The organism is Arsenophonus sp. PmNCSU2021_1 (assembly GCF_036919435.1).
Classification (GTDB): Bacteria; Pseudomonadota; Gammaproteobacteria; order Enterobacterales; family Enterobacteriaceae; genus Arsenophonus; species Arsenophonus nilaparvatae.
Genome location: NZ_JAZHPL010000004.1, coordinates 571,226 through 583,321, shown reverse-complemented (window position 1 = coordinate 583,321; position 12,096 = coordinate 571,226). Strand labels below are relative to the sequence as shown.

Here is a 12,096-nt window from a genome sequence, read left to right as displayed (position 1 = left end):
CTTGTTTAGTTTTAATATAATAATTTTTATCTGCATAGTTGGTTAATATTTATCTCTTATTCAAATTAAATGAACTACTCTAACTTAATTGTTTGGCTATTCCATCGAATTTAATGATGTTATTTTTTTATTCGGGCGAATAAATTGTGCTGGAATGGCAATCAATACCATTAACCAAAATACCCAGTTATGGTGAAAAGGTAAATGTTCATAAACAAAACCTACCACAATTGTCACTAGCGCTAAACCACCTCCTAGTCCAAATGCCGAATAAAATGCTTGCAGCGGAATAATTTCACCTTCGCTACGTGCACTAATAAAACGCATTGCCGCTAGATGACAAACAGTAAAAGTACCACTATGTAAAAGTTGGCTAACTATCAGTATTGGTAAAGTGGTAAAATAGGCCATTAATCCCCAACGAACAACCGCGCAACTGGCTGATAACAATAATAATCCACTTACCTGCCAATGACGGAAAAGGACATGGCTAAAGGTAAACACAATCACTTCAGCAACAATACTTAAAGACCATAACAGGCCAATAATACCATCGGAATAACCCACTTGTTGCCAATAAATTGAAGAAAAACCATAATAGGCAGCATGAGAAGCTTGTAATAAAGTAATGCACAGTAAAAAACGCCAGACTGAGCTATCGGCTAATAATTGCTTCAATGATATAGTTGTATTAGCTATTTGGCGATAAGTGGCTTTAGGCATAACTGTAGGTTGTAATAACATCGTCAACAGCATAATGATTATACTGACAAGTAATGCGTAAATAATTATTTTATGTCCCCCGCTATTCGCTAAATAACCGATCCAAGAAGCGCTAATAATAAATGCAATCGAACCCCAAACCCTTGATTTTCCATAATCAAATGTTAACTGTTTTTGCCAAGTCGCGGCTAACGCATCGGTTAAAGGTATCATCGGTGAAAAGAAGAGATTGAAAGCCAACATGATAAATAATAACCATAACCAATGTGAACTTACGGTAAATCCAACAGCAAAGAGCAACGTTAAACCAGCAAATAGACGCAAAGTCGTAATTAGGTGATAGGCTCGTTTCACTATCGGTGCGATCATTAAAGAACCAATAAAACGAGCGGTAAGGCTGGCGGCTAGCAAGATACCAATTATATCAGCCTCAAGTCCTTCACCATTTAGCCAAATCGCGATAAAAGGCAAAAAAATGCCATAAGCAAAAAAATAAGTGAAATAATCTAAAGCAAGCCAACGTGTTGATGGAATAATCATTATTTATTCCCATTTGATTATCGATGTAAAAAGCCCGTTTCAGTTAACAACTAAAACGGGCCGAAACGGATGACTAAATTTTAACTTATTTATGCATAAACAAGAAACTGTTGGCAAATCAACAATACTTTTTGTTTTACATTTTGGATCACGCTTTCATCATCAATCTTATCCAAAATATCACATATCCAATTGGCCAATTCAGCCGATTCTTTTTCTTTAAAACCACGACGAGTAATGGCGGGTGAACCAATACGAATACCTGAAGTAATAAATGGGCTCTGAGGATCATTCGGTACACTATTTTTATTGACGGTAATATTAGCGCGACCCAGCGCAGCATCTGCCTCTTTACCTGTGATCCCTTTATCCACTAAATCTAATAAAAATAAATGGTTTTCAGTTCCACCAGAAACAACCTTGTAACCACGTTTGATGAAAACTTCCACCATTGTTTTCGCATTTTTAGCCACTTGTTGTTGATAAGTTTTAAATTCAGGCTCCATCGCTTCTTTTAATGCAACCGCTTTACCAGCAATAACATGCATTAATGGGCCACCCTGAGCACCAGGGAATACGGCAGAATTTAGTTTTTTGTAAAACGCCTCATCACCACCTTTAGCCAAGATCAAACCACCACGAGGGCCAGCCAAAGTCTTATGGGTAGTGGTCGTCACGACATGTGCATGAGGAACAGGGTTAGGATAAACGCCAGCAGCGATCAAGCCAGCGACATGTGCCATATCAACAAATAAGTAAGCACCAATACTATCTGCAATTTGACGCATTTTAGCCCAGTCAACCACGCCTGAATAAGCAGAAAAACCGCCAATGATCATTTTAGGTTTATGTTTTTGTGCCTGAGTGGCTATATCGTCGTAATCAATTTTACCCTCTTCATCGATACCGTAAGGAACGATATTATAAAGCTTACCAGAAAAATTGACGGGTGAGCCATGGGTTAAATGTCCACCATGTGCCAAATTCATACCTAATACCGTATCACCAGGTTGCAACAAAGCCATATAAACAGCGGTATTAGCTTGTGAACCTGAGTGTGGCTGAACATTAGCAAAATCCGCATCAAATAGAGTTTTTGCTCGATCTATAGCGAGTTGTTCAACAATATCAACATATTCACAACCACCATAATAACGTTTACCAGGATATCCTTCGGCGTATTTATTCGTAAGTTGAGAACCTTGAGCCTGCATAACTCTTGGACTGGTATAATTTTCTGAAGCGATTAACTCAATATGCTCTTCCTGACGCTTAACTTCATTTTCCATTGCCTGCCATAGTTCTTGATCATAATCTGCAATATTCATTTCACACTTTAACATTTACTTCTCCTGACTCAGCCACATTTTAAATCTTTATTCAACTAAATGAATATCACACAGTGTAAACTCTTTTAGCTCACTGAGATAGCCCAAAAATAAAAAATTACGCAAACGATTGCCACATCCTAATTATCAAATAAAAACATTTCTCAATAGCGATTTTATTGCCAATTAAATATGCTAATTCAATCTCAGTTTTACAATTAATTATTTACTTTTAATATTAAACAATTTAAGTTGCATGTAAAATACAACTTATAAACTCTGGCCAAAACTTAGGAACTTTATATGATAGATACTCAAACTATCGCGACCGTCAAATCAACTATTCCTCTCATTGTTGATTAAGAAAAATAAAAAACATAAATATCAATTGCTTATAAAAAAATAGCTCATTTAATATACGCATTTATACGCAAAAATAAGCGATTTCACTCACTATAAATCAATTACTTGCAGCTTATAGTGAGTTCCAATTTTACCTAATTTTGACTGAAATCTCAGTTTAAATTTACCCTCTTTTTTAATCCCCAAACCACTTTAACAATTCGTTTCATTACGGAGAAATAGTTATATCTAAATTAGTTGTTATTGAAAATACCGTTGTTCGTCAAGATGCTTTCGGGCGGTATTGTCTGAATGATTTACATCGTGCTGCCGTTGCACAAGGTAAAGCGACAGAATCGCAACGGCCATCAGCTTTTTTAAAAAGCAAAGGTATTCGTAAGATAGCAAAAGCTTTAGGTAATAACGCATTAAACACAATGCATGGTGGCATTGAATCAGGAATTTGGGCTGTAGAAACATTAGCTATCCGTTACGCTACGTGGCTTAAAAAAGAAACAATTATAGAAAAAAATAGAGCAACAACAGCCTGTAATTATAACCTAATAACTCATCAACAAGAATTCACCGATAAGATTAATGCGGGACTTATATTACTGGATTTTGCAAAAACAGAACTTAATCTCAAGCCTTCTGAAATAATTAACGCGACAAATAAATTGAGTGAATACATAGGCATAGAAAATATTCTATCAACAGTCAATTTCCCAGACTGCTAAGCGTGATGATGAACGGAATTGCAGCATAATAAAACATTGACGAAAAAAGAAATCATGCGCTATAGTTTACTTGCATCTGATAAATCAGGTGCTGGTATGGGTCTGTAAAATTTTTTGTGTAAATGGCTCCTCCGTTAGCAGGTGATCCGATCACCGTACATCAACATAAATTGACTCATGGCGGGCTTCCAATCTTTGATAGGCATCGTCCATTTTATTGAAATATTATGCAACGCTAAATAAAGTAGCTTGAGGACAGATTCATCTGTTGGGAAAACTCGCCGCGTTTTAGTAATCTTACGCAATGACGCATTAAGTGACTCAATCGCATTGGTGGTATAAATGGCTTTACGGATTTCAGGAGCAAAGTCAAAAATAACGATTAGCCGTTCCCAATTGTTTGTCCATGACGGACTAATTGTTGGGTACTTCTCATCCCATTTGGCTGAGAATGCCTCCAGAGCAGGCTCAGCAGCATCGACTGTCGCCGCACCGTAGATAGCTCGCAGGTCTGCTGCCACCGCTTTACGCTCTTTCCAGTGGAGGTAGCGAAGAGAATTACGTACTTGATGGACTAGGCATAATTGAACACGGGTTTGCGGGTAAAGCACTTCAATAGCCTCAGGAAAACCTTTTAAACCATCACAGCACGCAACGAAAATATCTTGCAAGCCTCGATTCTTGAGTTCTGTCATCACCGATAGCCAGAATTTAGCTCCTTCGCTTTTTGCTATCCACAAGCCCAATAATTCCTTCTCTCCATGGATATTTATGCCCAAAGCGAGATAAACGGATTTGTTGATGACTACGCCGGAATCCTGGCTTTTAACAACAATACAATCAAGATAAACAATAGGATACAGCGCCTCCAACGGCCTTTTTTGCCAGGCTTTAACCTCTTCCATCACCTCATTGGTTACCTGAGAAATGAAGGTTCCTGACACTTCAACACCATAGACTTCTTGAAAATGCGCCTGAATATCTCGAACCGTTAACCCTCTCGAATACAGAGAAATTATACGCTCATCAAATCCATTAAACTGTCTTTCCCCTTTCGATATCAACTTTGGTTCGAAAGTGCTATTTCGATCGCGAGGAACATCCAACCCGATAGCTCCATGCACAGAACGTACATTTTTACCGGTTGTGCCGTTTGGAGAATTTCCCGAGTTGTTACCGATAGGATCATGTTTGTCATAACCAAGATGCATCGCCATTTCCGCTTCCAGCACCCTTTCAGCAAGACGTTTGGTGAGTTCTTTAAGCAACCCACCTTCGCCCAATAGGTCTTGTGGGGCATTACAATCTTTGAGTAGTTGATCAATCAATTCGTTACTGATAGGCATTTTGTTATCCTGTAAAAAGTTTTTTATCAAAATTCCATTTACACAGTTTATTTTACACTCTCGCTGGTATTAGTCTACCATAGTTCTAACAGGCGACATTATCACGAGTTTCGCACAAAACTAATTTGGGTACGCTAATAAAACACGGATTTGCTCAGTAATAGCACTGATTACGTCCCAATTTTGTTGATAAAGGGTTATTTTTTCAGATATACGACGTTTATGTTGTTCAAACCACGCAGAAATAGCGAGAAAAATATGATTTCTTTGCGCTCGGCTCGTGCGAGCCTGACAGCGTTCAATACCACAGTTTTGTTTAACTTCTCGATGATAAACTTCAACAGACCAACGGGCATCCATGATAGATTTGAGGTATTGATGGGTGGGATTCTCTTTGTTTGTTACTATGTAATCAATACGGCCGTTTTTGGCTGTAAATTTGAAAACGGTTACCCAACCATATCCTCGCAAGTGTATTGACGTTCCTTCTTCTGAGATGTCTAACTTGTTCAGTTGTTTGTTATGGTTAACAATCCTATTTTTCCTCAGCGTGGTTACCCAGATCCAACCATGAGAGCGAATTGATTTCAGGTTATCCAGGCTAGAATACCAAGCATCCATCACTACGGCTTCTGGCATGATCCCTCTTTTTTTAGCAAGAGTGAGCATTTCGGAAAAGTGCGTGTTTTTTGTTTTTCCATCAGAATCTTTATCATAAATACGATAATTGATAGGAATTGATTCAACCTTCGTCAGATCATGCCAAAGCAAATTAACTAAACCTATGCCAGCAATAACCTCATGTTCATTACCTGAATATTGATAATGGACCATCTCTATTTTTTTACTACGTGTTTTGGCAATCAATGTATCATCGGCAATTAGTACGCAAGGGCTTTTTTTGTCTATAGAAGGTTCAACTAATCGCCATAGGTCTTTAGGTCTAAAACATCTACTTTTTAGCCATCGGCTAACAGTGTCATGAGATAAAGGCGATGGGCTTACTTCTGATAACGCTAAACCAGAGTATCTTAAACTGCTTACTTGTAAGAATGTTTTATAGATATCTTTAATACATGGATAACCCGACAAAATATGAACACCCTGATTTTTTCTTGTTTTTAAATTTATACTTCTTTTTTGGAGATTGCGAAACTCGTGATTATGACGCGCCAGCGTCTTTTTTGTTGTCATATCTTAGTCACATATCAATGGTGGCTCAGGTGGGAGCTTCATATGAAGCACCGGAGTCCTGTTAGACCGGTAAGACTAATTCCATCTGGGCTACCACCAATAGTTTAGTCTCTATTCTGGTAGCTAAATTACTGCTAACAGGAGACACATGTATGTCTGCACTATCAATTAACTCTCTAGAATTTACTTTTGAAAATCACAGTATCCGTACAATAATAATTGAAAATGAACCTTGGTTTGTGGCTGTTGATGTTTGCAATACTTTAGGCATAAAAAACACTACTGATTCATTGAAGGTTTTAGATAAAGATGAACGATCTAGGTTTAATCTAGGCCGTCAAGGTGAAAGCAATATTATTAATGAATCTGGGCTATATACAATTATTTTACGTTGCCGTGATGCAGTCAAACAAGGAACGCTCCCTCATCGTTTTCGCAAATGGGTAACAAATGAGGTTCTGCCATCTATCCGCAAAACTGGCAAATATGAGCATCCACAAACCAGACCAGAAGCCCCAGAACTCTTAAACGATAACGACACACGCAATCTGGCTCATCTTGTCTGGAGCATGGCGAATGGATTTAGATTTGAGAGAGCATGGACATAAGGTATCTGGTATGCGCTCCGTAATGCGACAGGAGTCGCATCCCCTCAACATTTTGAAGTTAATCAAATATCGATAATCGCAGAAGAATGCCTCCGGATTTACGGCATGACCAGTACGCTCAAATCCGCTATTTTTGACGCTGAAAAACAAGTTATCCGCCGTCTACTCCGCCATAAGGAAGATGTTGAGACGGTACTTCGTGAAATGCAACAACTGTTAGAAGTCAGTACTCACGAACACGATAGCGTCATGAGCCAATCACTTGAAAAATGGCAACAAGCTAATGTTAACAATTTCCTCCAACGCTGCTAATATTACGCCCCTGTGATAGGGCTATTAGTTTTGCGCATGCCGTTATTCCCATATCGAATTATCCGGCATTTGCACCCGCACGTCTAACCATGTCGAGGGTGGAATATCAACTTGCTCACCGTCAGCGTAATAAACTGGTTTGCCGTCAATAATTTCTTTAATTCGCCAATTTTGAAAATCTCTAGGCAAATGGGTGTGTTGTCGGTGAAATGTTTGAATCTCAATATCACCATTGGATAAGATTTTGTCTCTGACGTAGATAAGTTCTAATCCATTAATATCTTTAGGGGTTGATATTCCGCCATTCACACCCCATGCTCCATCAGCGTTATAACCCATGACGCCGGAAATAAAATAGCTGCCAATTCCAGTTCGTTGGACTCTTGCCCCTTCTGATTCTTCGTTGGTTTCAAAACTACCATCGGGATGGATTTTTACTATCGGCGAGGCTCTTTTAAAAAAACCGTTAGCATCCGCTATCATTTTTGGAATGTCTGACAATAAAGCAAATGTTCCATCTTTATCTGGAAAATAAGTTGCTACGCTAAGCCTATTATTACGTATAAAACCACGTTTAGATGAACGTACATAGACTAAATCATAACCCTCTCACGAGTTTCGCACAGGCATATAAAGTTCTAGAAATGGCTTAAAAGCAATGGTTAATCTGCAAGTTACTAAAACACATAAATTTTATTAAATTACAATAATTTGTATTTAATTTATAAGGTTTTGTCTATTTATATATCATGCTGAATTAAACTTAAAAATAGCGCGTTTTTTTATTGGTGCGAAACTCGGGCCTCTTTAGGATCTCCTAACCATATAACTGAGTCACCGGTAGAATGTGAGGCACTTATTTTTCCAGCTCTAAGTTGTTCATTTGAATCTTTTTTCGCAAGAATATCAGTAGATGCTTTTTGACTCATGACTTTATCAGTAGCGCTACCGATTTCCTGAACTACGCTTTCCTTATCAAACTTACCGGTCACCGTTTCACTTATGTCTTCAACAGTTTTTGTATCAGCTTTACTTTCTAGTGCAGTTTTTATCTCTTCAATGCTACTAGCATCTGCTTTGCTTTCTACTAGCTCTTGCAGTGCTTTAATCGACGCTAACTTAACTGTTTTACCACTCGGTAACGTGATTTCAACCACACCATTTTCAGTCATCCATGTGTTCATGTTTTGCAGAAAATAGATAATGTAAGTGTTGGCTGCAACAAGTGCTCTTGCTGCATCAGAATTATTATTGGGCTCGGTGAGATTAATCGTGTATGTTGTGTCGGTAGCTGAAAATGTTGCTTCTTCAGCAAGGACTAATTCCGTGTTGCTATTAACTGCCAATATCATGTACGGATAATTCACATCACCATTTTTAATCAGCATTAACATGCCAGGTGATACTAGTGGATTATTGCTATTCCATTTTGTGCCTGTGCCTTTGACAATAGAAGAGCCTGACACTATTGTAATTGTGCCATCTGAATAAATCATTTTTATTTCCGTTATAAATAAAAGAAGGGTTTTAATTAGAATTTAAAGTAATCTTCTGCATCCAATACTAATACTGGGAAAGATAACAAGGCGGTTGTCGTTTCACCAATATATGCTGAATTATAAAAATATCTGTAACGAGAAAGACCTAAACTTGTTGCACTGTATCGACAGACATTTAGATAATCTAGATAACCGCCATCCGTATGCCAAAAATAATCTCCAACCCGTTGAGGGGTGTACATCGGCCTTTTTATTCCTGGAATTGTTTTTCCTTTTCCAACCGCAAATTCACTACTTGGTACTAAAACAGGTTTTGTCATAACATTAAACTGAGAATTAAATGTCACATTACCATCAATATTACGCAATTTTAGTCCACACCCCTTGGTCTCTAGTTCGCCAGATTTAGCTGCCCTAAAAGCAATTACATAATATTTAGATTTTGCCAAGCTATGTGAATTACGTCTTATGTTTGATATCCTCAAACTTTTTACACTTCCACCCCCATCCCTGATAGGCTCTCTGCCAATATAATTTTTTACATCGGTAGAATAAAAAAAATAAATGGCATTATCTGGTGTTAAACCAGCTCCTAATTCTACAGGATTAAAAACTCCATCAATAACATAATCTTCTTGTGAAAAGCGTATGAATAACCAGTTATCGGCAGTGAACTTAGAAAAATAGCGCTACCTAGTATCTTCAACCCCGCGCTTCCTACAAGAGGTATTTTATTGTAGTCTGGATAAGCTATAATTTGGATAGGTTCAGTCCCCACCCCGTGTAAATTACGTACTGTCACTAAACGATTAGACTCAGAATAAGATACTAGTGTTTCTGTCCCTGCGGCAACCATAGCGTTACCATGCTGCACAAATCTTACACTAGCAAGTGCTCCTCCGCGAGAAATAACAAATTTATAACCTTGCGGTATTGGGTTGGGGCAGGTCCAACTACCTCTTCTAACGTCAACAGCTTTTGTCCATATATTTGTCGCTGGTGTTGTATTTTCATTAAAATAAAAAAAAGAACCATCTGGATTTGTTATTCTTAAGCCAATCATATAAATTCTCCAATTTCTATAATCGGAGTATTGCCTAAATATACATAAAAACCTTTGTTTGTTAGTCTTGTCCGATAATTAGAGGATACGCCGTTAACTTCAAAATTACCGTTAACCATATCTATACGTGTTCCTTGTTGTCCGGGAATATAATTTTTAGACTTTAAATCCATTCCGACTATTACATTTTCAATGGTTGCCTTACTTATTAGCGCATCATTAAAAATTACCTGACCGTTTTTGATGGCAAAAACCGGCTCCATCTTGCCATTAGCCGGATTGTATACGATGAATGTTTGGGCGCTAAAGCCAATTTGTGTGCTGACTTTACCGTTTTTAAGCTCAGCACCAATCACCATGCCTGCATCATAAGAGACGCCGTCATAAACAATCTTGACTAACGATGTCCAGGTTGCAGAAGCCTCACCCTTTTTCATGTCATATTTGGCTTGTAGCGAGTTTTGCGCGGCTGCCCAGGACTTATCTGCTGTCGCTCTGACCTGATGGATAGATTCAGCCAAGGCTTTAGTCTCGGTTACCACATAATTGTCAACCCTGACAATTTCCGCCTTAATCTTGCCATTTTGACGCATGAAATACTGCGTATTGCCGTTAAGTCCCTTCGCGTTTTCCAGTATCGCTTCTGTGCTACTGTCTATCCCTTTCTTTAGCTGCTTAATCGCTTCCGTATCGTTAATTTTTTTATCAATTTCATCAATGATACTGCTGGCATCGAATTCTGACTCACCCCGCACAAATTCTGTCCACGGTGACGGGTTACCGGATTTATCAACGAGTCTTGCGCGAAAATAAAAGACTGTCCCTGCGGCCAACCCTGACATTTCATGGCTTTTTGACGGATAAGGGATATCAGCCAGTAACATCAAGCCTTCACCGTCATTCGTTTCGCTGTACTGAATCTCTGTTTTTAACGTATCTTCCGTATTTTCGTTGAATCCCCAGTCTAACTTAATCCCAAACACCAACGTGGAAGCTCTGAAGTTAACAGGTGTAGGGGGTTCGCCTTCCTTACCTTTCAGTATTGTCTCAGGCGCATTCGCCCAGATTGATGAGATATCCGATGAGTTTATGGCTCTTACCCTTACCTGATAACGTCCGGCATATATCCCTTGAACTTCAAAACTGGATGTAGATGTTCGAGGTATACTTACCCAGTTATTATTTCCTCTTCGCCATTGCGCCTCATAGGCAATCGCATTTTCTGTGGCATCCCAGTCAGCGCTTAACGTTGTAACAGCAATCCCTTGACTGATTTGGGTATAAGCAGAGATATGTACGTTTTTAGGGGGCGATTGAACACCCGGTGGGATGACAGTAATTGGTCTTTTATCAATCCTGGCGCCCGAATCAACATGCGCATATTTATCTGGATTATGGAAAGTCCCCGTGAGGGTATATGTATTATCGGCGTTGTCCTGAAGGCTAATTACGCGATAAAGCTGAATCGCCAAGTCATTGGCATCTACTGTCCAAACCGCATTTTTTTCAATGGGTTGAGAATAACGGGCTGTTACAGTGATAATATTGTCGTTAACCGTCTGGACGGTTCTTGCTTCTGATTTTCCATCGGGTAAGTTAATGATAAGTCTGTCACCCGATTTAACATCTGCCTGCCTGTCGAGCGTAATTTTTCTCTCATCAACAGATGAAATCCTGCCACCAATAATTCGCCCTGCAAGATTTGCATCCGCTACCCCTATAATCTGTCCAGGCGTTGGAATAGCCCCTTCAAGTCCTGTTGAAAAGGTAATCGTCCTGTCATAAGCATTCGTTAATAATATCCAGCGTCCACGTCGGTTTGCTTCTGATTGCCGAGTGCAACCCATCGCCGAAATATCCGTTTTACGCACACCATAACGGCGCTGCAGTTTGCTATCAGAGACCGCCTCAATCCCATCATGACTGTGATTATCGGCATCCGAATAGGAAACCAGCACCTGCGTATAACGGTTTTGCTGACTACCGCCTGAATATGTCACCTTTCCATCGACGATATTCGCTTGCGTGAAAATCCGAAAGACATCCGAGGGCATATCAGCCACCGCTTTGACAGAATTATCCGCCCAAAAAGTCATGCCTCTAAAAATGCCCGCAATATCACGCAATACCTGATAAGCCGATTCCTGAGACTGAATATAAATATCACATAAAAAACGAGGCTCTTTACCTGAACCACCCTGACCGTCAGGAACGTTTTCATCGCAATACTGGGCTATCTGGTATAAATCCCTCTTATCTATTTGTGTGCTATTAATCCGCTCTCCACAACCGTAACGGTTATTCAAAACCAGGTCATAAAAAATCCAGGCGGGATTGTTTGTCAACGATCACCGAAAACTGATCCACTTTTTAGCTAAATACGATCAATCAAAATTGATCCACT

Annotated in this window: 11 protein-coding genes and 1 pseudogene; 3 read left to right on the top strand and 9 right to left on the bottom strand. The window is 39.1% G+C overall.

Features of this window, described 5'->3' with window-relative positions; genetic code table 11:
- Positions 1-96: 96 nt before the first annotated feature.
- Together V3224_RS07715 and glyA are read right to left on the bottom strand one after the other, a co-directional pair.
- The gene (locus tag V3224_RS07715; protein WP_334469695.1) at positions 97-1,263 is read right to left on the bottom strand and encodes a 3-phenylpropionate MFS transporter; all 1,167 of its coding nucleotides are present in this window, start codon (positions 1,261-1,263) and stop codon (positions 97-99) included.
- An 89-nt stretch (positions 1,264-1,352) separates the two neighbouring features.
- Positions 1,353-2,606, bottom strand: coding sequence for a serine hydroxymethyltransferase (gene glyA, locus V3224_RS07710; protein WP_334469693.1), 1,254 nt, complete (start codon positions 2,604-2,606; stop codon positions 1,353-1,355).
- Between the two features lie 566 nt (positions 2,607-3,172).
- Here glyA and V3224_RS07705 point away from each other — a divergent pair.
- Positions 3,173-3,670, top strand: coding sequence for a KilA-N domain-containing protein (locus tag V3224_RS07705; protein WP_334470347.1), 498 nt, complete (start codon positions 3,173-3,175; stop codon positions 3,668-3,670).
- A gap of 134 nt (positions 3,671-3,804) precedes the next feature.
- Here V3224_RS07705 and V3224_RS07700 read toward each other — a convergent pair whose 3' ends face one another.
- On the bottom strand, positions 3,805-5,016 hold the full coding sequence (locus V3224_RS07700) for an IS256 family transposase (protein WP_334469691.1): 1,212 nt from the start codon (positions 5,014-5,016) through the stop codon (positions 3,805-3,807).
- Positions 5,017-5,136: 120 nt separating this feature from the next.
- A complete protein-coding gene (locus V3224_RS07695) occupies positions 5,137-6,108 on the bottom strand; it encodes an IS701 family transposase (RefSeq protein ID WP_442890166.1) in 972 nt (323 codons plus the stop codon).
- A gap of 254 nt (positions 6,109-6,362) precedes the next feature.
- Here V3224_RS07695 and V3224_RS07690 point away from each other — a divergent pair, with 254 nt between their 5' ends.
- Together V3224_RS07690 and V3224_RS07685 are read left to right on the top strand one after the other, a co-directional pair.
- Complete coding sequence (locus V3224_RS07690) at positions 6,363-6,818, top strand: BRO-N domain-containing protein (protein WP_334469687.1); 456 nt, start codon at positions 6,363-6,365, stop codon at positions 6,816-6,818.
- A gap of 105 nt (positions 6,819-6,923) precedes the next feature.
- Positions 6,924-7,130: a hypothetical protein gene (locus tag V3224_RS07685; RefSeq protein ID WP_334469685.1), complete on the top strand. Its 207-nt coding sequence runs from the start codon at positions 6,924-6,926 to the stop codon at positions 7,128-7,130.
- A 42-nt stretch (positions 7,131-7,172) separates the two neighbouring features.
- Here the strand turns inward: V3224_RS07685 and V3224_RS07680 are convergent, their stop codons facing one another.
- The 5 genes and pseudogenes from V3224_RS07680 to V3224_RS07660 all read right to left on the bottom strand — a co-directional run.
- Positions 7,173-7,631: a phage tail fiber protein gene (locus V3224_RS07680; protein WP_334469683.1), complete on the bottom strand. Its 459-nt coding sequence runs from the start codon at positions 7,629-7,631 to the stop codon at positions 7,173-7,175.
- Between the two features lie 281 nt (positions 7,632-7,912).
- Positions 7,913-8,626: a hypothetical protein gene (locus tag V3224_RS07675; RefSeq protein WP_334469681.1), complete on the bottom strand. Its 714-nt coding sequence runs from the start codon at positions 8,624-8,626 to the stop codon at positions 7,913-7,915.
- A 35-nt stretch (positions 8,627-8,661) separates the two neighbouring features.
- Positions 8,662-9,078: a hypothetical protein gene (locus V3224_RS07670; RefSeq protein WP_334469679.1), complete on the bottom strand. Its 417-nt coding sequence runs from the start codon at positions 9,076-9,078 to the stop codon at positions 8,662-8,664.
- A gap of 149 nt (positions 9,079-9,227) precedes the next feature.
- The gene (locus tag V3224_RS07665; RefSeq protein ID WP_334469677.1) at positions 9,228-9,692 is read right to left on the bottom strand and encodes a hypothetical protein; all 465 of its coding nucleotides are present in this window, start codon (positions 9,690-9,692) and stop codon (positions 9,228-9,230) included.
- Positions 9,689-12,034 (bottom strand): annotated as a pseudogene (locus V3224_RS07660) (host specificity protein J); the annotation flags it as partial. The pseudogene V3224_RS07660 and the gene V3224_RS07665, both read right to left, overlap by 4 nt.
- Positions 12,035-12,096 lie beyond the last annotated feature (62 nt).

Coding starts and splice junctions, on each gene's coding strand:
- glyA (WP_334469693.1), bottom strand. CDS start 2,606: ATGTTAAAGTGTGAAATGAATATTGCAGATTATGATCAAGAACTATGG.
- V3224_RS07715 (WP_334469695.1), bottom strand. CDS start 1,263: ATGATTATTCCATCAACACGTTGGCTTGCTTTAGATTATTTCACTTAT.
- V3224_RS07675 (WP_334469681.1), bottom strand. CDS start 8,626: ATGATTTATTCAGATGGCACAATTACAATAGTGTCAGGCTCTTCTATT.
- V3224_RS07700 (WP_334469691.1), bottom strand. CDS start 5,016: ATGCCTATCAGTAACGAATTGATTGATCAACTACTCAAAGATTGTAAT.
- V3224_RS07690 (WP_334469687.1), top strand. CDS start 6,363: ATGTCTGCACTATCAATTAACTCTCTAGAATTTACTTTTGAAAATCAC.
- V3224_RS07665 (WP_334469677.1), bottom strand. CDS start 9,692: ATGATTGGCTTAAGAATAACAAATCCAGATGGTTCTTTTTTTTATTTT.
- V3224_RS07685 (WP_334469685.1), top strand. CDS start 6,924: ATGACCAGTACGCTCAAATCCGCTATTTTTGACGCTGAAAAACAAGTT.